The sequence below is a fragment of the Sphingomonas sp. GW821-FHT03E12 genome, assembly GCF_059420685.1.
On record NZ_JBWKUF010000003.1, the window covers coordinates 397765 to 418335 of the forward strand.

Below are 20571 nucleotides of genomic sequence, written 5' to 3' on the forward strand. Positions count from 1 at the left end.
AATCATTTGGCGAGCGTGTCAGGCGACGGCATCTTGTCGGCAATCTCCGGCGGCATGTAGCGCTCGTCATGCTTGGCGAGCAGATTGTCCGCGACGAAGCCGCCATCGGCGGTGAACTTGCCTTCGGCGACCACGCCGGAGCCTTCCTTGAACAGGTCGGGCGCGACGCCGGTAAAGCGTACCGGCACCTTGGCCTCCTTGTCGGCAACGACGAAGCTGATCGTCACACCGTCGGGCAGATGCCTGATCGATCCGGTCTCGACCATCCCGCCCAGGCGCACGGCCTTGCCGATCTCCGGATTCTTGGTCGCGACGTCGCTCGGCGTGTAGAAGAACGCTGCCTGATCCTTGAGCGCGGACAGCGCCAGGCCGCTCGCGCCGCCGATTGCGGCGAGCGCGGCAAGACCCAGTATGAGGCGCTGATGCTTGCGCTTCATTTGCGGTCTCTCAATGCGTCGGCCGCACGTTCAGCGTTTCGCATTGCGATCCAGCTCGCCAGCGAAAGCCCGCCGACGCCGACGGTCACCACCGCATAGGCGGCGAGGATGAAGGGCCAGTGGTTCATGCCGCCATCCGCCGCAGCCGCGCCTCGACGCGCTGGGTCGCCAGCGCAGCGCGCATCCGCATCAGCACGATCCCGCCGAACATCAGGCTGAATCCCACCGAGGTCAGGAGCAGCGGCCACAGCATCGAATCATGGATGCTCGACTGGGTCAAAGTGATGCTCTGTCCCTGATGCAGCGTCTGCCACCACACCACCGAATAGCGGATCACCGGCAGCAGCGCCGTTCCGGCGATCCCGAACAGCGCCGGAATGCGCCCGTCGCCGCCCCGCTCGCGGTCGGCGCGCTCCAGCGCGATCCAGGCGATATAGACGAAGAACAGCAACAGCATTGAGGTCAGCCGTCCGTCCCATTCCCACCAGGTGCCCCAGGTCGGGCGCCCCCAGATCGATCCGGTGATGAGGCACAGCGCGGCGAACATAGCCCCGACCGGTGCAATCGCCCGTGCGGCCAGGCTGGCCAGCGGATGCCGCCATACCAGATAGGCGAAACAGGCGATGGCGAGCGAGGTCCAGCCCCCCATCCCCAGCCATGCGCTGGGCACATGGATGTAGAGAATGCGGACGCTCTCCTTCTGGAGATAGTCGGGCGGCGTCTGCGTGAGGCCGCCCCAGGCGCCGGCAAGCACCAGCAACAGCCCGCTCCAGAAAAGGATGGGCGTCAGCGGGCGCGCGATCTTGAGGAAGCGCGTGGGATTGGCGAGTGCGTGGATCACGGCGTTTCGCCGCCTTTAGGCGGATTCGCCGTCCAAGTCCAAACCCGGATTCACCTGAATGTCACGATATCGGCGCCTCAGGCGGCGAGCTTGTCGAACTCGTCTTCGGAGAGTGCGATCTGGAATTCGAGGCCAGCCTCGAAATCGGTGGCCCAGACGACACGGGCGGCCCAGTGACCGACATGCGGGAGCGTCAGCCAGATCATCGAATCGCGGCGCAGCGCAGAGAAAGTCTCGATCTTGGCGCCGTGAAGCGAGAGGTCCACGACCTTGCACAGGGCGCGATCGAGCCCGCCGCGGCCGATCTTCGCATCCAGTGAAACCGGAGCGCGCGGTGCGCGGCGACGGCCCAGAATGGCGGGTTCGAATTCTGCTGTGAAGCTGGGTTTGCCCATCGAGATCATGGGGCGAACCTACGGCCGGGATGGCTAATGCCGCGTTAACGGCATTGTTGTGTGCGCTTGCCGAAATCGCAAGCGCCCCGGCGGACAGTTCCGCCGGGGCGCATGGATAGCAAGCGTGCCGGCGCGGCCCAGCGGCGCTGGACCTGCAACCTGCAGACCTTACTTCTTGGTGAGCGAGAGCCCGCCGAAGCGCTTGTTGAAGCGCGCCACCTGACCGCCCGAATCGAGCATCTGGCCGCGGCCGCCGGTCCAAGCCGGGTGCGCCAGCGGATCGATGTCGAGCTGCATCGTGTCGCCTTCCTTGCCCCAGGTGGAGCGGGTCTCGAACACGGTGCCGTCGGTCATCTGCACCTTGATCATGTGATAGTCGGGGTGCGTGTCATTCTTCACGGGCAATTCCTTGAATAGGCCGCCGGTTTCCGACCGGCAGCAAGAGGCGCGGCCCCTAGCAGAGCCGGGCCCATGTTGCAATCATGGTTGGGAGCGGGCTGGTGCCGCCTGTAATTCAGGTGCTCGGCGGGTCCGCGATCATCGCGGTGAACTCGCACTCGGTCGCGAGGTCATCGCCCAGATACGCCTTGCCCGCGAACTTGCAGACACGCGAACGCTTCTGGACGAACTCGACCTCGAGCCGCAGCAGCACGCCGGGTTCGACGGGCTTGCGGAACTTCACGCCGTCGATCGACATGAAATAGACGAGCTTGCCGGTACCGGCGAGGCCAAGGCTTTCGACCGCGAGCACGCCCGCCGCCTGCGCCAGTGCCTCGACCTGAAGAACGCCGGGCATGATCGGCCTTCCGGGGAAATGCCCCTGGAAGAACTCCTCATTGATCGTCACCGCCTTGATCGCGACGATGCGCTGGTCGGGGATCAGGCTCTCGACCCGGTCGACCAGCAGCATCGGGTAACGGTGCGGGAGTGCCGCCATGACCCGCCCGATATCGAGCGGGCCGATGGAGGCCCCCGTCACTGCGGCGTCGTCGCTCATCGGCCCTGCGGCGCGGGCTGCGTCGGGGTCGGCTGCGCGGCGGGCTGAGCACCCTGCTGCTGCTGGCCCGGCTGCCAGCCGGCCGGCGGGGTGATGCCGACGCTCGGCACCAGCCGGTTCAGCTCGGTGGTGATCGCGGCGGTCACGTCGGTGGCCTGACCGGCCCAGAGCAGTGCTTCAGGACGCAGGAGCAGCTGAAGCTTGTTCTGGCTGATCACGGCCTGCGACGCCGGGTTGAGCTGGCGGTTGATCTGCTCGAGGACATAGGCGCGCGCGAGCTGCGCGGGCTGGGTCAGCCGGCCGATCTCGGCCTGGGCTGCCTGTTCCTTCTGCTGGATCGTTGCGGCCTGCTGCTGCAGCTGCTGCTGGTTGGCGTTGGGCGCACGGCTTGCGGTCTGGAGTGCCTGCACGAGCGGACGCAGTTCGTTCTGCGTCGCCTGAGCGCGCGCATTCGCCTGATCGAGCGCGGTCTTGTGCGTCGTCTGAATCTGGCTCAGCGCGGTCTTCCACGCATTGCTGTTCTGGATCGCCGCCTCGGGATCGGCGACGGCGATGCCGGCGACCTGGGCATGGGCCGGAACCGCGGTAGCGATCGCGACCGGCGCCGCCGCAGCGGCCACCAACATAAGTGATTTGAGCATGGTCATCAGAAGGATGTTCCTACGTTGAAGCTGAAGAGTTTGTCGTCGTCGCCCTCGACCTTCGTCAAGGCGTAGGCGAGATCGAGCCGCAGCGGCCCAAACGGCGAGTTCCAGTTGGCGCCGATGCCGACCGAGATGCGCGGCCGGGGCGAGTTGCCCAGGAAACGCTCAAGGAACGGATCGGTCTGGAAGTTGTAGCGCGAGTTGATCGAGGTACCGGAGCAGGCTCCGCCCGAGGTGCTCGAATAACCGACGGTACAGGTGGTCAGCTGACCCGGCGCCACGGCATCGGTCAGCGGCACCTGATAGAGGGCCCGGCCCTCTGAATCGAACTGCGGGGTCAGGATCGGAAGCAGCGACGGTGATCCGTCGGCGTTGTAGAGCAGCTTGCCGCTGCCGTCCGTCGCCTGCGTGAAGTCCGCCGTCTTGCCCGGCTGACGCACGCCCCAGTTTGCGCCCGCCATCACGAAGATCGACGGCCGGATGCCCATTTCGCGCGCGCCGGCGCCCAGCGGGATCTCGAGCTCGAGCTTGCCGAGATAGTAAGCGCGGCCGCCGATCGCGTCGTCGAAGATCTGATCCCTGTCCGTGACCAGCGTCTGGTTCCCGGCCGCGACGGTGCCGGTGTAGCTGAGGCGCTGGATGCGCGGGCCTACGCCGCGGATGTCGAAACCGCGGAACTGCGGTTCGCCCAGGAAGAAGCGATCGGTGATCCGGACGGGATCAACGTCGGCCGCCGAGCTTTCGAGGCTGTGGATATACCCGCCCTCAAGTCCGGCCGAGAAGACCCAGCCGCCGCCGATATTCCAGTATTTGTCGGCATCGAAGCGGCCGCGGATATACTTCACGTCGCCGCCAAGGCCGGCGAAGTCGCCACCCACCACCAGCCGCTGACCCGCGGTCGGACGCAGGCGGCTGTTCAGGCTGTCATAGATCAGCGACAGGCCGACCGCCGACGTCCAGCGCTTGCCCAGCGCTTCGCAGAGATAGCGTCCGGCCTTGAGCGGGTCGCACTTGCCGTCGGTGAAGAAGGTGTTCTGGTCGAGACCGACCGAGTCATGCGTGAGCGAGTATCGCGCTGACGCAGTCCAATATTCGGTCAGCGGCACGCCCAGCACCAGCTGGCCGCCGGTCGAGACCTGCTCGTAGGTGGTCCGGCGATCGCTGCCCAGATAGTTGAACGAGTTGTAGTCGCGGCGGAAGATGGTGCCGCCCAGCGCGATGTTCTGGTCGAACAGATAAGGCTCGGTGAAGCCGACCTCGACCGACTTCGAATAGCTCGAATAGTCTGCCGACAGGCGCAGATCCTGGCCCTTGCCGCGGAAGTTGCGCTGACGGATCGATCCCTGGAAGATGAACCGCTCAAGGCTCGAGAAGCCCGCCGACAGCGTCAGTTCGCCGGTCGACTTCTCCTCGACATTGGCGGTCAGCACCACGCGGTCCGGCGCTGAGCCTTCCTTCTGCTCGATCTCGAACTTCTCGCCGAAATAGCCGAGCGAATTGATGCGATCCTGTGAACGCTTGACCAGGAAGGTGTTGAAGGCGTCGCCCTCGGCCAGACGCATCTCGCGGCGGATGACCTTGTCCTGCGTCTGCGTGTTGCCGACGATGTCGATCCGCTCGACATAGGTGCGGCGCGCTTCGGCGATGTTGAAGTTGAGCGTCATCGTCAACTTCTCGCGGTCGCGCTTGAACTCGGGCGAGACGTTCGCGAAGGCGTAGCCGAACATGCCCGCCGTCTCGGAGAGCTGGTCGACCGTGTCCTCGACCATCTTGGCGTTGTACCAGTCGCCTTCCTTGATCGCGAGGTTGCCGGCCAGCACCTTGTCGTCGAAGTCGCGGATGTTGCTGTCGACGGTCACCGGGCCGAATTTGTAGCGCGGTCCTTCCTCGACCACGTAGGTGATGATGAAGTCTTTCTTGTCCGGCGTCAGCTCGGCAACCGCCGAGACCACACGGAAATCGGCATAGCCCTGCGTCAGGTAGAACTGGCGCAGCTTCTGCTGGTCATAGGCCAGGCGATCCTGGTCGTAGCTGGTATTCGAGCTGAAGATGCTGGTGAGGCGCGCCTGCTTGGTCGCCATCTCGCCGCGCAGCTTGCCGTCGTTGAACACCTCGTTGCCGATGATGTTGATCTGGCGAACCTTCGACTTGGCGCCTTCCTGGATCTCGAAGATCACGTCGACGCGATTCTGGTCGAGGCTCACCATCTTGGGCTCGACGGTCGCGGCGAAACGGCCCTGGCGGCGATAGAGCTCGACGATGCGCGCGACGTCGGCACGCACCGCGGTGCGGGTGAACATCTGGCGCGGCGCCAGCTTGATTTCCTTGACGATCTTCTCGTTCTTCAGCCGCTTGTTGCCCTCCAGCACCACGCGGTTGATGATCGGATTCTCGCGCACCCGCACGACGATGTCGCCGCTCTCGACGCCCTCGATCGACACGTCGGCCAGCAGCTCGCTCGCCAGCAGGTCGCGGATCGCCTGGTCGAGGCTCTCGGTCGTGTAGGACTGGCCCACGCGGAGGCGGGTGTAGGAAAGCACCGTCTCCGGCTCGAGGCGCTGGGTGCCCTCGACGCGCAGCGAGCGAATCGTCCGCGCCGGTGCGGGAGTCGCGACCGGCGTAGCCGGCGCCTGCTGTGCCGCCGCCGGGGCGGGCTGAGCGGGAGCCGGCGGCTGGGGCGCCTGCTGCGCGAACGCCACGCCCGACAGGACAGTGCCCGTCAGGAGCAGTGCGGTGGCGCGCACGCCGATTTTAGTCACCTTGATTGCAGTCACTATCCTACCCCAGTCGGACTTGAAGAGTTGTTCTGGCCGAAGCGCGGGCCGGCGGCGAACCGCCCTGCCCCAACCGCGTCAGCCGATCAACCCGGCCAGATTTCTCCACACGCCAAAGGCGCCGAGATCGTTGAATGTCACCAGAAGCATCAGCGCCAGGATCGCCACCATCCCGCCGCGGAACGCCCACTCCATCACCTCCGGTCCGACGGGTTTCCGCCGCACCGCTTCGATCGCATAGAACAGAAGATGGCCGCCATCCAGCACCGGGACTGGCAACAGGTTGATGAATCCCAGATTAATCGAGACGAGCGCGATCAGGAATACGAACTCGGTCGGCCCGAGCACGAAACGCTCGCCCGAGACCTGCGCGATTCGCAGCGGCCCGCCCAGCTCCTCCACAGAGCGGCGGCCAGTGATGATCTGTCCCAGCCCGTCGAGCGTGGTCTGGATCACTTCGCCTGTCATCCGGACGCCGGCAGGCAGCGCCCCGATCAGGCCGACCGTCTCGTGCACCGGCGCCGTCGGGCCGATCCCCATCCGCCCGATTCTGTACTCGTTGCCGAACCGGTCCCGCTCGACGCGCACACCGACCTTGGCGCTCAACTCCTGCCGCTCGCCATTGCGCTCGATGGTCAGGCTGACGGTATCGTCGGGACGCAGGGTGAAATAGCGGCGCAGGTCGTTGAACCGCGTCATTTCGCGCCCTTCGACCGCGACGATCCGATCGCCGGGCTGCAGGCCGGCATTCGCAGCCGCGCTCTGCGCCTCGACAAGGCCGACGACGCTGGGCGTGCGATTCTCGCCAAAGGTCATTGCGAAGGCAGCGAGAATCAGGATCGCGATGACGAAATTGGTCACCGGTCCCGCCGCAACCACGATCGCGCGTTGCCACACCGGTTTCGCCTGAAAGGTCTTCGCCCGCTCGGCCGCGGGAAGCGACAGCCACGCAGCATCGGGTTGCCCGGCCGGGTTCATATCGCCGGCGAATTTGACGTAGCCGCCCATCGGCAGCCAGCCGAACTTCCATCGTGTCCCGCGCTTGTCGGTAAAGCCCGCAATCTCGCGCCCGAAGCCGATCGAGAAGGCATCCGCCTTGATCCCGAACAGCCGGCCCGCCCAGTAATGTCCCAGCTCGTGCACGAACACGAGCGGCCCGATCACCAGCAGGAAGGCAAGGATGTAGAAGAAGAAACCGGGATTCTCGGTCAAATGACGCAGTCCTTCACACGCTCGCCCGCAATGTTCCGCGCCTCCGCGTCGATCATCAAGACCTGATCGAGCGTTTCCGGTGCGGCCGGATCATAGCGCTCCAGCGTATCCGAGACGATTGCGGCAATTTCAAGAAAGCCGATACGCCGTGCCAGGAATGCGGCCACCGCCACTTCGTTCGCCGCATTCAGCACCGCAGGCCGCGCTCCGCCCGCCGCCAGCGCCTCCCGCGCCAGCTTCAGGCACGGGAATCGGTCATAGTCGGGCGCCTCGAAATCGAGCCGGCCGATGCGCGTCAGGTCGAGCTTCTGACAGGGGGTCTCCATCCGCTGCGGCCAGGCCAATGCATGCGCGATCGGCACACGCATGTCGGGCGAGCCGAGCTGCGCAAGCACCGATCCATCGGCATATTCGACCATCGAATGGATCACCGACTGGCGGTGGACGATGACGTCGAGCTGTTCGGCCGCCACCGGGAATAGATGGAACGCCTCGATCAGTTCGAGTCCCTTGTTCATCAGCGTTGCCGAATCGACGCTGATCTTGGCGCCCATCGACCAGTTGGGATGGGCAACGGCCTGCTCCGGGGTGATGCCATGCATCTCCTCCAGCGATCGCTCACGGAACGGACCGCCGCTCGCGGTCAGGATAATCTTTGAAACCTTGTCTGCATTATCGGTCTCAAAGCACTGGAAAATGGCATTATGCTCCGAATCGACCGGGAGCAATATCGCCTCGTGCTCAGCGACCGCGCGCGTCACGACATCGCCCGCGGACACCAGCGACTCCTTGTTCGCCAGCGCCACCGTCTTGCCGCCTTCGATTGCAGCCATCACCGGTTTGAGGCCTGCAGTGCCGACGATCGCCGCCATCGTCCAGTCGGCGCCCATCCGCGCCGCGTCGCATACGGCAGCTGGACCGCCCGCAGCGCCCACATTGGTGCCGCGCAGTGCATCGCGAAGCGCCGGCAGACAGGTTTCGTCGGCGATCACGGCCAATCGGGCATTGGTGCGGATCGCCGCGGCGGCCAGCGCGCCGACATCCGAATGCGCGGTCAGCGCGAGCACTTCGAACCCTGCCGGATCGCGCTCGATCAGGTCGAGCGTCGACGTGCCGACCGATCCGGTCGCGCCAAGGATGGTGACGCTCCTCATCGAACTGCCAGCACCAGCAATGCGGCCACGGGCGCCACCGGCACCAGTCCGTCGAGCCGGTCGAGCACGCCGCCATGGCCGGGCAGCAGATTGCCCGAATCCTTGACGCCCGCGCGCCTTTTCAGCCAGCTTTCATAGAGATCGCCCATTTGCGCGAGTACCGCGAGCAGCGGGGTCGCTGCGGCCAGCCGCCAGTCCAGTCCCCAGAGCGTCAGGATCGCTGCAAACAGCAAGGCTCCGGCCACGCCGCCAATCAGTCCGGCCCAGGTCTTGTTGGGGCTGACCGCGGGCATCAGCTTCGGGCCGCCAAAGGTACGACCGGCGAAATAGGCGCCGATATCGCAAGCCCAGACCAGCGCCATCGTCCAGAAGGCGAGCAGCAGCCCCTGCTCCGCGGCGCGCAGCGTCAACAGCGCCAGCACCGGCAGACCGATATAGAGCACGCCGATCCCAAGCTTCCCGTTGCGCGTCACGATCGCGATGAAGAACATCGCGCCCAGCACCAGCCCGAACGCCAGGAAACCCGGCCCTGCCGCGACCGGTGCCATGATCGCCAGCGGGACGGTCAGCGCATATTGGGCGAGCCTCTTCTGCTGCGCGTTCGCGTCGTGCAGCCCGCCCCATTCGTACATCATGATGATGCCGGCGATCGTCACCAGCAGCCAGAAGGCGAACCCGCCCGACCACAGGGCTGCCGCGGCAACCGCGATCAGCACCAGCCCCACCAGTGCGCGCACCGGCAGGTCGACATTCTTCCGTGGCGAGCCTTGCGTCACAATCCTCCGAACCGCCGCTGCCGCTTGCCGAACTGTGCGATCGCGTCGGCCAGCGCGGCGGCGTCGAAATCGGGCCACAGCGTATCGACGAACAGCAGCTCGGCATAGGCCGCCTGCCACAGCAGGAAGTTGGAAAGGCGCTGCTCGCCCGAAGTGCGGATCAGCAGGTCGAGCGGAGGCAGGCCATGCGTGGTCAGCGCATCGCCGAACATCGTATCGTCGATTGCCGCCGGGTCGAGCTCACCCGCTTTCGCGGCCGCAGCCAGCCGCCGGGCTGCCGCCACGATCTCGGCCTGTGCGCCGTAGTTGAGCGCGATCACCAGCGTCGCGCCGGTATTGACCGATGTGCGCTCGATGGCGCCGTCGATCATCGCGACCAGATCGCCGGACAGCGCATGATAATCACCGATCACGCGCAGCCGGACATTCTCGGCCACCAGGTCACGCAGCTCGTTCTTAAGGAAGTGGCGCAGCAGACCCATCAGGTCGCGGACTTCATCCTCGGGCCGCCGCCAGTTCTCGGACGAGAAGGCGTAGAGCGTCAGCACCTCGATGCCCAGCTCGCGCGCGGCCTTGGAGACGCGGCGTACCGCATCGACGCCCTGCTTGTGCCCGGCGATACGCGGCAGCCGCCGGGCCTTCGCCCAGCGTCCGTTGCCGTCCATGATGATCGCGACGTGGCGGGGAACAGGCCCGCCCTCCGGACTCGCCGGAAGAGGCGCGGAAGCCGCGGTCACTTGCCCAGGATTTCCTTTTCCTTCGCCGCGGCTGCCGCGTCGATATCGGCGATGGTCGCGTCGGTCAGCTTCTGGACCTCGGTCTCGTGCCGTTTGCGTTCGTCCTCGCCGAACAGGCCCTTCTTCTCGTCGGCTTTCAGGCTGTCATTGCCGTCGCGGCGCACGTTGCGCGCGGCGATGCGGGCGTTCTCCGCATATTTGCTGGCAAGCTTGGCCAGTTCCTTTCGGCGCTCCTCGGTCAGGTCCGGAATGGGCAGGCGCAGCGTCTGGCCATCGACGATCGGATTGAGGCCAAGGCCGGCCGAACGGATCGCCTTGTCGACCGGGCCGACATTCGACTTGTCCCACACCGTCACCGACAACAGGCGCGGCTCGGGAGCGGCAACCGTCGCCACCTGGGTGATTGGCATGTGTGCGCCATAGACCTCGACCGTCACCGGATCGAGCAATGTGGTGCTCGCGCGGCCGGTGCGCAGGCCCTGCAGGTCGTGCTTGAGGGCTTCGACCGCACCCGCCATCCGGCGTTCGAGATCGGCTTTGTCATAAGCGGCCATTATCGGGCTCCTCTTTATCCTGTACGTAACAAATGATCGCGCGCGTGGCGCATGGACGCGGCGTCATACCGGGTTCCGTTCCCTATGTAACGGGACGAATGACGGCAATTGCTTCCGGCATCTCGGGGATCGCGTTCATGCGTCATCCATGTCGCGGAGCGAACTATCGCCGATACGCTACGCCCTGACCGGGCTGCTGGCGAAATGGGGAGGTTCCGGAGATGGAAAAACTCATCACGATTGCAACGGTCGCTGCCACATTGGTGCTGGGATCGCAGGCCGCCAGCGACGAAGCCGCCAAGATGACCGTGAAAATGACGACCAGGGACCGTGCGGTCACCGAACAGTCCACGATCCAGCCGGCGATCCAGAAGGGACCCAATCGGCCCGCCATGGTCGCTCCCGACGACAAGAGCATCAGCACAAAGGGCGTCGAAAGGACCGCAGAGCACCCCCGCGCCAAGTCGAAATGACGCGCGCGATCCCGGCCAGGATCGCGCAGCCCCTGTTGACCACGGCATCCTGATCCGTCTCAAGCGCGCGCGGGCTCTTCAGTTTCGGCGGGCGGATTGCGGACGATCGTCGAGGTGCCTTCGCCGCGCAGCACGGCTTCCAGATTGCCCTCGTCACGGATGTTGAACACCACGATCGGAATGTCGTTGTCGCGGCACAGCGCCACCGCGGTCGCGTCCATGACCTTGAGGTTGTCGACCAGCACCCGGTCGAAGCTCAGTTCCTCATACCGCGTCGCGGTCGGCACCTTCTTGGGGTCGGCATTGTACACGCCGTCGACGCTGGTGCCCTTGAACAGCGCGTCGCAGTTCATCTCGGCCGCACGCAGCGCTGCGGTGGTGTCGGTCGTGAAGAACGGCAGGCCCGTGCCGGCGGCGAAGATCACCACCCGCCCCTTCTCCATGTGCCGCATCGCCTTGCGGCGGATATAGGGCTCGGAAACGCTCGCCATCGGGATTGCCGACTGGACGCGGGTATCGACGCCGAGCCGCTCGAGCGTGTTCTGCATCGCCAGCGCGTTCATCACCGTCGCGAGCATGCCCATATAGTCGGCGCTCGCCCGCTCGAAGCCCTGCGCGGCGCCCGCGAGTCCGCGGAAGATGTTGCCGCCGCCGACGACCATGCAGATCTCGAACCCGGCTTCGGTCGCGGCTTTCACCTCGCGCGCGACACGCTCACAGGTGGCGGGATCGATGCCGAACTGGCCCTGTCCCATCAGCACTTCGCCCGAAAGCTTGAGCAGGATTCGTTTGAAGCGTGGTGCGGTCATCTGGCCCTTGATTCTGTTGGTTTTCGGGGAGCGCGCGGACCCTAGATGAGGCTCGCGGCAGGGACAAGCGGGGAAGCCCGGAGCGTTCCCACAAAAAAGGGCGCGGCAACCGAAGTCACCGCGCCCCGTTTTGCTTGCGAAACGACTTAGCGGTTCAGGCCCGCCGTCGCCGCGACTTCCGCCGCGAAATCGCTCTCTTCCTTCTCGATGCCCTCACCGAGCTGGAAGCGGACATAGTCCTTGAGCACGATCGTCGAACCTGCGTCCTTGCCAGCCTTGGCGATGACGTCCGAGATCGGGGTCTTGCCGTCCATCACGAACAGCTGGCTGAGCAGCGCATTCTCCTTGGCGAATTTCTTGACGCCGCCTTCGACCATCTTCTCGATGATGTCGGCCGGCTTGCCGCTCTCGGCTGCCTTTTCCTTGGCGATGGCGCGCTCGCGCTCCAGCACCTCGGGGTCGAGACCGCTCTCGTCGAGCGCCAGCGGGAAGGCCGCCGCGATGTGCATCGCGATCTGCTTGCCCAGCGGCTCGAGCACGTCGACGCCGGCATCGCTTTCGAGCGCGACGAGCACGCCGATCTTGCCGAGGCCGGGGGCCGCCGCGTTGTGAACATACGGGATCACTGCGCCGTTGGTCACTTCGACCTTCTTCGCGCGGCGCAGAACCTGGTTCTCGCCGATGGTCGCGATGTTGGCGGTCAGCACTTCCTCGACGGTGCCGGTCGGCAGCGGCGCGGCCTTGATGACATCAAGGTCGTCGCCCAGCTCGAGCGCGACCGAGGTCACGTCGCGGACGAAGCCCTGGAAGATGTCGTTCTTGGCGACGAAGTCGGTCTGCGAGTTGACTTCGACGGCCACGCCCTTGGTGCCCGCGACGGCAACGCCGACCAGGCCCTCGGCCGCGGTGCGGCTCGACTTCTTGGCGGCAGCCGCCAGACCCTTGGCGCGCAGCCAGTCGGCGGCGGCTTCGATGTCGCCACCGGTTTCCGTCAGCGCCTTCTTGCAGTCCATCATGCCGGCGCCGCTCTTCTCGCGCAGTTCCTTGACGGCTGCTGCAGTGATCTCGGCCATGTCTAATTCCTCAGGTTAAGCTGTTTGCTTCGAATATGGTGCGGGCGGAGCATTGCGAAAACCGCCCTGCCCCGCCCGAATTACGCTTCGATGACGGCTCAGGCGTCGATCTGGCGCTCGCCCTCGGCTGCCGTTTCCGGCTCGGTCGAGGCTGCCGGAGCTTCCGGCTCGGCCAGCGCGGCTTCGACCGGCGGGTTCTCGGCTGCGCCGAAGTCCGCACCGCTCACGACCTGCGCGTGCTGGTTGCCGCGGGTCGCCGCGATGGCGATGGCTTCGCAGTACAGGCGGATCGCGCGCGACGCGTCGTCATTCGCCGGAACCGGGAACGCGATGCCGTCGGGCGAGACGTTCGAATCGAGGATCGCGACGACGGGGATACCCAGCGTGTTGGCTTCCTTGATCGCCAGCTCTTCCTTGTTGGCGTCGATCACGAACATGATGTCCGGAATGCCGCCCAGGTCGCGGATGCCGCCGAGCGACAGCTCGAGCTTGTCCTTCTCGCGGGTCAGGTTCAGCACTTCCTTCTTGGTCAGGCCGTGCGTGTCGCCCGAAAGCTGCTCTTCAAGCGTCTTGAGGCGCTTGATCGACTGCGAGATGGTCTTCCAGTTGGTGAGCATGCCGCCCAGCCAGCGATGGTTGACGAAATGCTGGTTCGACTTGCGAGCTGCCTCGGCGATCGCTTCCTGCGCCTGGCGCTTGGTGCCGACGAACAGCACCTTGCCGCCGGCGGCGACGGTTGAGCTGACGAATTCCAGAGCGCGCGCGAAGAGCGGCACGGTCTGCGACAGGTCGATGATGTGGACGCCGTTGCGCTCGCCAAAGATGTAGGGCTTCATCTTCGGGTTCCAGCGGTGGGTCTGGTGGCCGAAATGCGCGCCCGATTCGAGCAGCTGCTGCATGGAGACGACGGGTGCCGCCATAGGGATAACTCCTTCCGGTTGATCCTCTGGGAAGCGAGTGACCGACAAGCCTTGCGGCCCGCGGCACCGGGATATGATGCTTCCCATGTGGGGTTGAGGCGGCGCCCTTAGCCGAGGCTGCGGCGGATTGCAATGCCATGCCCCGATCGTAACGCCTGCGCCACAATTGGTATTGCATTATCAATGCAATGGTATTGTATATGTCCCATTGAAAACGCCGCGAACATGTCGGCGTGTCAGCTTTGGGAGGGGAATCTTGGCGCGTGCAGATGCGGCGCCGGCGAGTGTAACTGCGCCGGCCAAGAACCACTATGTCATTCTGGATGGCCTGCGCGGCGTCGCTGCGCTGATGGTCCTGCTGATGCACCTGTTCGAGGGGCATACCGGCGGCGACCTGCACAAGATGATCATCAACCACGGCTATCTGGCGGTGGATTTCTTCTTCCTGCTGTCGGGCTTCGTTGTTGCCTACGCCTATGACGACCGCTGGGGCGGGATGACCCAGTGGGAGTTCTACAAGCGCCGCCTCGTCCGGCTTCAGCCGATGGTGATCTTCGGCTCGATCGTCGGCGCCGCGTTGTTCGTGTTCCAGATCGACCCCTTCTACCCGCTCGCGGCGGGCGCCTCGCTCTGGCAGGTGCTGATGCTGATGGTGATCGGTTTCACGCTGATCCCCGTCCTGCCGTCCATGGACGTGCGCGGCTGGGGCGAGACCTTCCCGCTCAACGGGCCGGCCTGGTCGCTCTTCTTCGAATATTGCGCGAACATCCTCTACGCAGTCGGCCTGTACAGGCTGTCGAACCGCTGGCTCGGCCTGCTCGTCGCCATCGCCGGCGCGGCGCTGTTCCATCTCGCGGTGTTCGGTGAGCGCGGTGATCTCGTGGGCGGTTGGACGCTCACCGGCGAAGGCCTCTATATCGGCTTCGTCCGGCTGCTCTTCCCCTTCTTTGCCGGCGTGCTGATGATGCGGCTCGGCATGAAGATCCGCGTCAAGGGTGCGTTCTGGGCTAGCAGCCTGCTGCTGATCGTCGCGCTCTCGCTGCCCCGCTTCGGCGGCACCGCGAACCTCTGGATGAACGGCCTCTACGAAGCGCTCTGCGTGCTGGTGATCTTCCCGCTGGTCGTCGCGATCGGGACGGGACAGCAGCAGATGGACGGCGTGTCGCTGCGCATCGCGCGCTTCTTCGGCGATCTCTCCTATCCGCTCTACATCACCCATTATCCGTTCGTGTACATCTACATGGCGTGGATCGTGACGGATAAGCCGTCGACGGGCGCGGCGATCTTCGGCGGGGTCGCGGTCGCCGCCGCCTCCATCACCCTCGCCTATATCAGCCTCAAGCTTTACGACCTCCCGGTCCGTCGTTGGCTCGGCAAACGCCTGCTCACCCGGGCCGCGTAATCGCACGGATGTTCCGGCCGCTCGAACAGCGGCTGGAACATGAGAACAAAAAGAGATTGACAGCCGGAACGATAGCGGAACATAAAGGGCTCACACGGCGGACATCAAGCATGCCGCCCGGGAGGTTCACATGACCGCACTGCTCGTCGCCCTGCTCTTCACCACCACTATCGCGGCTTCGATCTGGTCGATGTGGATCACCATTGCCCCGCGTCTCGATTATATGCGCGCATTGATCACCGGTGAGACCGTCCCGGCTCTCGCTCCCGCAGCCGCGCCGCGCATCCGGACGGTGCGCCCGGCAGCGCCGATGGCGATGGACGCCCGCCCGCTCCGCGCTGCGGCCTGACTTCGGCGAATTTCATTGAGAGGCAGGGGCTTTCCCGGCAAGGTCTCGGCCGATGCTCCTCGCCATACTCCTGTTTTCCGCTGCGCCGCAGCTGAGCGAAAAGCAGCCTGCGTTTGATTTCTCCCGCAGCTACACTGCCTGGGCGAGTTTCTACGAAGGAGGGTGCATCTTCTTCGTGACCGATGCAGGCCTCGACGCGCGGCAGCTTCGCGAGGAACTGCGCGACTATGACAAGCAGGCCGGCATCGAGATTCTGACATCGGAGGACACGCCGGCGCGCTGCATCTCAAAGGCGCGCAGCGCCGTGCGGAAGGCAGGATTTCGGCAAGTTCAGGTGCGTCCCGAAACCGATGCGGACCGCGGCCCAGGCATCCCCTGAACGGCCGGTCGCTATGCCGTGGGCCGGCTCCGCCGATAGGCCCGCACGCTGAACGGAAGCGTCACCAGATACCCCACACACAGCACCGTCAGTGTCTGCCATGGTGCGGTGACCAGCGCGGCGAGCAGGATCGCCAGCACCACCAGCGCCTCGAACCGTACATTGCGCCGCAAGCGCAGCGACTTCCACGAATAGGTGGCAAGGCTGGAGACCATCAGCAGTCCGACGAACGCCACCCAGGGCGTGACGATCCAGGGTGAGCGCGCCAGTTCCTCGCCGCTCCACAGCCACACATAGAGCGGCAGCATCGCCAGCGCGGCACCTGCCGGCGCCGGAATACCGGTCAGATACCCGGCCAGCTTGCGCGGCTGCTCGGTATCGATCTGTGCGTTGAACCGTGCCAGCCGCAGTGCGCAGAAAACCGCATAGAGCAACGCGACAATCCACCCCACCTTGGGCACATGCATCAGCGCCCAGAGGTACAGGATCAGCGCCGGGGCCACGCCGAACGAGATTGCATCGGACAGGCTGTCCAGCTCCGCGCCGAACTTGCTCTCGCCGCGCACCATGCGCGCGATCTGGCCGTCTATCCCGTCGAGCGCGGCGGCGAGCATGATCATCATCACCGCGCGCTCCCAATCCTGCGCGATCGCGAAGCGCACCCCGGTGAGACCGGAGCACAGCGCCAGCGCGGTGATCGCGTTGGGGGCGATGGTGCGCAGCGGGATGCCGCGCCGCAGGGGCCGCGGCTTCAGGCTCATCGGTTACGGCTCATTGGGCCACGCCCTCCGCGGCGATCGCGCCCTTGCGTCCGACCACGGTCTCGCCCGCGACGCAACGCTGGCCCAGCGCAACCTGCGGGGCATAGTCATCGGGCAGGAACACGTCGACGCGGCTGCCGAAGCGGATCAGGCCGATACGCTGACCGGCCGCGACCATGTCGCCGGGCTTGACGAAGGTAACGATGCGCCGCGCAACGAGGCCGGCGATCTGGGTGAAGCCGACGCGAAGGCCATCGCGGGTCTCGACCACGAAATGCTGGCGCTCATTTTCCTCGCTTGCCTTGTCGAGGTCGGCGTTGAGGAACTTGCCCGCGATATAGACGACCTGACGGATCGTGCCGGCCACGGGGGTGCGGTTGATGTGGACGTCGAACACGCTCATGAAGATCGAAACGCGCACGCGCGTCTCTTCGTTCAGCCCCTCCGGCCCGGCGATTTCGCGCGGCACCGGCACGCGCTCGATCATCGTGACCAGCCCGTCGGCGGGCGAGATGATCTGCCCCTCCGCCTGCGGCGTCACCCGGATCGGGTCGCGGAAGAAGGCGGCGACCCAGATCGTCACGCCGATCAGCAGGAAGCCCAGTTCGTCCCAGATGGCAAACAGGAACAGCAACGTGACCGCGGCCGAAATCAGGACGTATTTGCGCCCTTCGGGGTGTACGGCGGGCCAGCGCCATTTGACCGGAGGGTTGCCGGTGGGCGGCTTTTCGAGTGAAGGCATGGGCGGGCTTTAGCCGGGTTCGCCGCCCCCTGACAATCGTCCGCCGCATATTGTCTGTGGGCGACTTGCAATGTTGGATTCCGCCTGCTGTGCTCGCACCGCGAGGATGCGCGCCGGCTGCTCCGCCATGGAATGCGCGCTTGTCACCGCGAGAAAACATGCTGTTCGCGTCAGCATTGTCAACTAACTGAACGATGACGTACAGTTATTGCCGCCGCCCTTGATCCCCCCGCCCCTTCCTCCTAGACGCACCGCCAAACCTCCCTCACGAACAGGAAAGCGAGCATGGCGAAGATCAAGGTCAAGAATCCGGTCGTCGAGATCGACGGCGACGAGATGACGCGGATCATCTGGGAATGGATCCGTGAGCGCCTGATCAAGCCCTATCTCGACATCGACCTCAAATATTACGACCTCGGCGTCGAAAAGCGCGACGAGACCAACGACCAGATCACGGTCGATGCGGCCAACGCGATCAAGGAGTTCGGCGTCGGCGTGAAGTGCGCGACGATCACCCCGGACGAGGCGCGCGTCGAGGAATTCAACCTCAAGGAAATGTGGAAGTCGCCCAATGGCACGATCCGCAACATCCTGGGCGGCGTCGTGTTCCGCGAGCCGATCGTGATCTCGAACGTGCCGCGCCTGATCCCGGGCTGGACCAAGCCGATCGTCGTCGGCCGTCATGCCTTCGGTGACCAGTATCGCGCCACCGACGTCAAGATCCCCGGCCCCGGCAAGCTTCGCCTGGTGTTCGAGGGCGTCGACGGCGAGGTGATCGACCGCGAAGTGTTCAACTTCCCGAGCTCGGGCGTCGCGATGGCGATGTATAATCTCGACGATTCGATCCGCGACTTCGCCCGCGCCTCGTTCAACTACGGCCTCAACCTCAAATGGCCGGTGTACCTGTCGACCAAGAACACCATCCTCAAGGCCTATGACGGCCGCTTCAAGGACCTGTTCCAGGAAGTGTTCGACAATGAGGGCTTCAAGGAGAAGTTCGCCGAGGCCGGCATCGTCTATGAGCACCGCCTGATCGACGACATGGTCGCCTCGGCACTCAAGTGGAGCGGCGAATTCGTCTGGGCCTGCAAGAACTATGACGGCGACGTCCAGTCGGATCAGGTCGCACAGGGCTTCGGCTCGCTGGGCCTGATGACCTCGGTCCTGCTCTCGCCGGACGGCAAGACCGTCGAGGCGGAAGCGGCGCACGGCACCGTCACCCGCCACTATCGCCAGCATCAGCAGGGCAAGGCGACCTCGACCAACCCGATCGCCTCGATCTTCGCCTGGACCGGCGGCCTCAAGTTCCGCGGCAAGTTCGACGACACGCCCGAAGTGGTGAAGTTCGCCGAGACGCTGGAGCGCGTCTGCATCGAGACCGTCGAGAGCGGCAAGATGACCAAGGATCTCGCGCTGCTGATCGGCCCGGAACAGCCCTGGATGACCACCGAGCAGTTCTTCGAGGCGATCCGCGAGAACCTCGAAACCGAAATGGCAAGCTGGAACTGATCGCAAACAGCATTCGCTGATTTCCAGACATCCCGGCCGGGGCCACCCGCGCCGGGATGTTTCGTTTCGGGTGTGCGACGATTTGCGTGGCCGTGGCGTCTACACTAGGGTCCGGTCATGCCATTCGCGCTGCCGCCCGGCTCAGCCCTTGCCGTCGCGATGGCGGTGACGGTCGCATCTCCCCCGGCGATTGCCGCCGCTGCGCCGCAACCTCCTCTGGCCGCCGCCAACCGGGCGACAACCCAACTCCTTCTCGATGAGATGCGAGACAGCCGTATTCCGGGCCTTCAGGTCGCGGTCGTGCGCGATGGACGCATCGTCTTTGAAGGCGCGTGGGGAGTCGCGGATGTCGAAAGCGGCACACCGGTCACCTCTGATACGATCTTCCCCTTCAATTCCATGACCAAGGCGTTCACCGGGGTTGCCGCGATGCAACTGGTGGCGGCAGGAAAGCTCGACCTTTCGGCGCCGGTCTCCCGCTACCTTCCCGACCTTCCGGCTGCGTGGCGCGCGGTCACGATACGCCAGCTGCTGACCCACAGCTCCGGCCTTCCGGACATCGTCGATCCCGATTCCGGGGCGCTGATCGGCACGGGTGGAGAGGAAGCCGCCTGGGCCGCGGTCACCGCGCTGCCGCTCGCATCTGCGCCGGGTACGCGCAGCAGCTACAATCAGACCAACTATGTCCTGCTCGGCCGCATCATCGACCGGCTGACTGCGCAGCCCTTCACGACCTTCTTCCGCACCGGCCAGTTTGTGCCGGCCCGAATGCGCCGCACCGGCTTTGGCGACATCCGCGACTGGGCGCCGGGCAAAGCGAAATCCTATCGCTTCAATGGCCCCACCCTCAACAATCCCGGCACATTGACGCGGGCGGATACCGAATTCTCGCCGATGATGCGCACCGCTGCCGGGATGGAAGGCACAGCCGGCGACATAGCGCGCTGGATCGTTGCGTTGCTCGAAGGGCGGCTGACCGATCGTGCGTCGCTACCCGTGATGTGGACGCCGGCGATTCTTGCTGACGGCACCAGAACACAGCGCGCGCTCGGCTGGGCGACCGACAATCGCACGGTGAACCGTTGGGCGGGTCTTTCCGGTGGCAATCGCGGGGCGTTCGCTATCTACCCTGACGACAATGTGGCTGTCATCATCCTCACCAATTTGCAGGGCGCCTCGCCAGAGCTCCTCCTGGATCGGGTCGCGGCCAACTATGTGCACGGCTTCGTGCTGCCTCCGGTCATGCGGCTGCGCACGGCAGTGCAGAAACGCGGGTTCGAACAGCTTGGGGCCATCGCTGCCGAGCTGCGCAGTGCCGACCCCACCATTGCCTTTCCCGAAAGGCAGCTGAGCGATTGGGGGTATCGAATGCTTCGCTCCGCCCGACCGCAGCAGGCATTGGCGATTTTCGCCCTCGCCGCCTCACTCTACCCGGACAGCGCAAATGCGGCCGAGAATCTCGGCTATGTCCATTCCTTGACGGGAAATATTCCCGCCGCGATCGCCGCCTATCGGCGCGCGTTGGCGCTGACCCCGTCGAACGAGAAGCTGGCCAGCGCGCTGAAGGCGCTGGAGCGGCGTTGAATCGATAACATCCCAGCCCTGAAAAAACGGGCCGTCCCACCGATGACAA

General features: G+C 65.1%; 24 protein-coding genes. 6 read left to right on the forward strand and 18 right to left on the reverse strand.

Features of this window, described 5'->3' with window-relative positions; genetic code table 11:
- Positions 1-2 precede the first annotated feature (2 nt).
- The 13 genes from ccmE to frr form a co-directional block, all read right to left on the reverse strand.
- The gene (gene ccmE / locus AC07TU_RS11560; protein ID WP_495188050.1) at positions 3-437 is read right to left on the reverse strand and encodes a cytochrome c maturation protein CcmE; all 435 of its coding nucleotides are present in this window, start codon (positions 435-437) and stop codon (positions 3-5) included.
- Positions 434-565: a heme exporter protein CcmD gene (gene ccmD / locus AC07TU_RS11565; protein WP_495188051.1), complete on the reverse strand. Its 132-nt coding sequence runs from the start codon at positions 563-565 to the stop codon at positions 434-436. Before ccmD ends, ccmE begins: the two co-directional genes overlap by 4 nt.
- Complete coding sequence (gene ccmC / locus AC07TU_RS11570) at positions 562-1278, reverse strand: heme ABC transporter permease CcmC (RefSeq protein ID WP_495188052.1); 717 nt, start codon at positions 1276-1278, stop codon at positions 562-564. The genes ccmD and ccmC overlap by 4 nt, the downstream gene beginning before the upstream one ends.
- Positions 1279-1355: 77 nt before the next feature.
- Positions 1356-1682, reverse strand: a complete 327-nt coding sequence (locus AC07TU_RS11575) for a PilZ domain-containing protein (protein WP_495188053.1) — start codon at positions 1680-1682, stop codon at positions 1356-1358.
- Between the two features lie 159 nt (positions 1683-1841).
- Entirely contained in the window at positions 1842-2072 is a 231-nt protein-coding gene (rpmE, locus tag AC07TU_RS11580) for a 50S ribosomal protein L31 (protein WP_495188054.1), read from the reverse strand.
- Between the two features lie 115 nt (positions 2073-2187).
- Positions 2188-2670, reverse strand: coding sequence for a 3-hydroxyacyl-ACP dehydratase FabZ (gene fabZ, locus AC07TU_RS11585; RefSeq protein ID WP_495188055.1), 483 nt, complete (start codon positions 2668-2670; stop codon positions 2188-2190).
- On the reverse strand, positions 2667-3317 hold the full coding sequence (locus AC07TU_RS11590; RefSeq protein ID WP_495188056.1) for an OmpH family outer membrane protein: 651 nt from the start codon (positions 3315-3317) through the stop codon (positions 2667-2669). The genes fabZ and AC07TU_RS11590 overlap by 4 nt, the downstream gene beginning before the upstream one ends.
- Complete coding sequence (gene bamA, locus AC07TU_RS11595; protein ID WP_495188057.1) at positions 3317-6088, reverse strand: outer membrane protein assembly factor BamA; 2772 nt, start codon at positions 6086-6088, stop codon at positions 3317-3319. The genes AC07TU_RS11590 and bamA overlap by 1 nt, the downstream gene beginning before the upstream one ends.
- Before the next feature lie 78 nt (positions 6089-6166).
- On the reverse strand, positions 6167-7300 hold the full coding sequence (gene rseP, locus AC07TU_RS11600) for an RIP metalloprotease RseP (protein ID WP_495188058.1): 1134 nt from the start codon (positions 7298-7300) through the stop codon (positions 6167-6169).
- Positions 7297-8454: a 1-deoxy-D-xylulose-5-phosphate reductoisomerase gene (locus AC07TU_RS11605; RefSeq protein WP_495188059.1), complete on the reverse strand. Its 1158-nt coding sequence runs from the start codon at positions 8452-8454 to the stop codon at positions 7297-7299. Before AC07TU_RS11605 ends, rseP begins: the two co-directional genes overlap by 4 nt.
- Positions 8451-9230 carry a phosphatidate cytidylyltransferase gene (locus tag AC07TU_RS11610; RefSeq protein ID WP_495188060.1) on the reverse strand — a complete coding sequence of 260 codons (780 nt, stop codon included), beginning with the start codon at positions 9228-9230 and terminating at the stop codon, positions 8451-8453. The genes AC07TU_RS11605 and AC07TU_RS11610 overlap by 4 nt, the downstream gene beginning before the upstream one ends.
- On the reverse strand, positions 9227-9967 hold the full coding sequence (locus AC07TU_RS11615; RefSeq protein ID WP_495188061.1) for an isoprenyl transferase: 741 nt from the start codon (positions 9965-9967) through the stop codon (positions 9227-9229). Before AC07TU_RS11615 ends, AC07TU_RS11610 begins: the two co-directional genes overlap by 4 nt.
- Positions 9964-10521 (reverse strand): ribosome recycling factor, encoded by a 558-nt coding sequence (gene frr / locus AC07TU_RS11620; RefSeq protein ID WP_495188062.1) that lies wholly within the window; start codon positions 10519-10521, stop codon positions 9964-9966. The genes AC07TU_RS11615 and frr overlap by 4 nt, the downstream gene beginning before the upstream one ends.
- Positions 10522-10742: 221 nt before the next feature.
- Between frr and AC07TU_RS11625 the strand changes: the two genes are divergently transcribed.
- Positions 10743-10994, forward strand: coding sequence for a hypothetical protein (locus AC07TU_RS11625; protein ID WP_495188063.1), 252 nt, complete (start codon positions 10743-10745; stop codon positions 10992-10994).
- A gap of 59 nt (positions 10995-11053) precedes the next feature.
- Here AC07TU_RS11625 and pyrH read toward each other — a convergent pair whose 3' ends face one another.
- The 3 genes from pyrH to rpsB form a co-directional block, all read right to left on the reverse strand.
- Entirely contained in the window at positions 11054-11803 is a 750-nt protein-coding gene (pyrH, locus tag AC07TU_RS11630) for a UMP kinase (protein WP_495188064.1), read from the reverse strand.
- Positions 11804-11949: 146 nt separating this feature from the next.
- Positions 11950-12876: a translation elongation factor Ts gene (gene tsf, locus AC07TU_RS11635; RefSeq protein WP_495188065.1), complete on the reverse strand. Its 927-nt coding sequence runs from the start codon at positions 12874-12876 to the stop codon at positions 11950-11952.
- Positions 12877-12974: 98 nt separating this feature from the next.
- Positions 12975-13796, reverse strand: coding sequence for a 30S ribosomal protein S2 (gene rpsB, locus AC07TU_RS11640; RefSeq protein WP_495188066.1), 822 nt, complete (start codon positions 13794-13796; stop codon positions 12975-12977).
- Between the two features lie 256 nt (positions 13797-14052).
- Between rpsB and AC07TU_RS11645 the strand changes: the two genes are divergently transcribed.
- The 3 genes from AC07TU_RS11645 to AC07TU_RS11655 all read left to right on the forward strand — a co-directional run bounded on the left by AC07TU_RS11645 (position 14053) and on the right by AC07TU_RS11655 (position 15926).
- Entirely contained in the window at positions 14053-15198 is a 1146-nt protein-coding gene (locus tag AC07TU_RS11645) for an acyltransferase family protein (RefSeq protein WP_495188067.1), read from the forward strand.
- 130 nt (positions 15199-15328) lie between these two features.
- Positions 15329-15547 (forward strand): hypothetical protein, encoded by a 219-nt coding sequence (locus AC07TU_RS11650; protein ID WP_495188068.1) that lies wholly within the window; start codon positions 15329-15331, stop codon positions 15545-15547.
- A gap of 52 nt (positions 15548-15599) precedes the next feature.
- On the forward strand, positions 15600-15926 hold the full coding sequence (locus AC07TU_RS11655) for a hypothetical protein (protein ID WP_495188069.1): 327 nt from the start codon (positions 15600-15602) through the stop codon (positions 15924-15926).
- Between the two features lie 11 nt (positions 15927-15937).
- Here AC07TU_RS11655 and pssA read toward each other — a convergent pair whose 3' ends face one another.
- Positions 15938-16687, reverse strand: a complete 750-nt coding sequence (pssA, locus tag AC07TU_RS11660) for a CDP-diacylglycerol--serine O-phosphatidyltransferase (protein WP_495188070.1) — start codon at positions 16685-16687, stop codon at positions 15938-15940.
- Between the two features lie 10 nt (positions 16688-16697).
- Positions 16698-17429: a phosphatidylserine decarboxylase gene (locus AC07TU_RS11665; RefSeq protein WP_495188071.1), complete on the reverse strand. Its 732-nt coding sequence runs from the start codon at positions 17427-17429 to the stop codon at positions 16698-16700.
- Positions 17430-17714: 285 nt separating this feature from the next.
- Between AC07TU_RS11665 and AC07TU_RS11670 the strand changes: the two genes are divergently transcribed.
- Positions 17715-18938 (forward strand): NADP-dependent isocitrate dehydrogenase, encoded by a 1224-nt coding sequence (locus tag AC07TU_RS11670; RefSeq protein ID WP_495188072.1) that lies wholly within the window; start codon positions 17715-17717, stop codon positions 18936-18938.
- A 159-nt stretch (positions 18939-19097) separates the two neighbouring features.
- Positions 19098-20522: a serine hydrolase gene (locus AC07TU_RS11675; protein ID WP_495188073.1), complete on the forward strand. Its 1425-nt coding sequence runs from the start codon at positions 19098-19100 to the stop codon at positions 20520-20522.
- The last annotated feature ends 49 nt before the right edge of the window (positions 20523-20571 follow it).

What these genes read in the sequence shown, in the direction of transcription:
- pssA (WP_495188070.1), bottom strand. Translation starts at nt 16,687, where the DNA reads ATGAGCCTGAAGCCGCGGCCCCTGCGGCGCGGCATCCCGCTGCGCACC.
- AC07TU_RS11590 (WP_495188056.1), bottom strand. Translation starts at nt 3,317, where the DNA reads ATGACCATGCTCAAATCACTTATGTTGGTGGCCGCTGCGGCGGCGCCG.
- fabZ (WP_495188055.1), bottom strand. Translation starts at nt 2,670, where the DNA reads ATGAGCGACGACGCCGCAGTGACGGGGGCCTCCATCGGCCCGCTCGAT.
- AC07TU_RS11670 (WP_495188072.1), top strand. Translation starts at nt 17,715, where the DNA reads ATGGCGAAGATCAAGGTCAAGAATCCGGTCGTCGAGATCGACGGCGAC.
- AC07TU_RS11665 (WP_495188071.1), bottom strand. Translation starts at nt 17,429, where the DNA reads ATGCCTTCACTCGAAAAGCCGCCCACCGGCAACCCTCCGGTCAAATGG.
- pyrH (WP_495188064.1), bottom strand. Translation starts at nt 11,803, where the DNA reads ATGACCGCACCACGCTTCAAACGAATCCTGCTCAAGCTTTCGGGCGAA.
- AC07TU_RS11675 (WP_495188073.1), top strand. Translation starts at nt 19,098, where the DNA reads ATGGCGGTGACGGTCGCATCTCCCCCGGCGATTGCCGCCGCTGCGCCG.
- tsf (WP_495188065.1), bottom strand. Translation starts at nt 12,876, where the DNA reads ATGGCCGAGATCACTGCAGCAGCCGTCAAGGAACTGCGCGAGAAGAGC.
- rpsB (WP_495188066.1), bottom strand. Translation starts at nt 13,796, where the DNA reads ATGGCGGCACCCGTCGTCTCCATGCAGCAGCTGCTCGAATCGGGCGCG.
- frr (WP_495188062.1), bottom strand. Translation starts at nt 10,521, where the DNA reads ATGGCCGCTTATGACAAAGCCGATCTCGAACGCCGGATGGCGGGTGCG.
- AC07TU_RS11605 (WP_495188059.1), bottom strand. Translation starts at nt 8,454, where the DNA reads ATGAGGAGCGTCACCATCCTTGGCGCGACCGGATCGGTCGGCACGTCG.
- AC07TU_RS11655 (WP_495188069.1), top strand. Translation starts at nt 15,600, where the DNA reads ATGCTCCTCGCCATACTCCTGTTTTCCGCTGCGCCGCAGCTGAGCGAA.
- ccmE (WP_495188050.1), bottom strand. Translation starts at nt 437, where the DNA reads ATGAAGCGCAAGCATCAGCGCCTCATACTGGGTCTTGCCGCGCTCGCC.
- AC07TU_RS11575 (WP_495188053.1), bottom strand. Translation starts at nt 1,682, where the DNA reads ATGATCTCGATGGGCAAACCCAGCTTCACAGCAGAATTCGAACCCGCC.
- AC07TU_RS11625 (WP_495188063.1), top strand. Translation starts at nt 10,743, where the DNA reads ATGGAAAAACTCATCACGATTGCAACGGTCGCTGCCACATTGGTGCTG.
- AC07TU_RS11650 (WP_495188068.1), top strand. Translation starts at nt 15,329, where the DNA reads ATGACCGCACTGCTCGTCGCCCTGCTCTTCACCACCACTATCGCGGCT.
- ccmD (WP_495188051.1), bottom strand. Translation starts at nt 565, where the DNA reads ATGAACCACTGGCCCTTCATCCTCGCCGCCTATGCGGTGGTGACCGTC.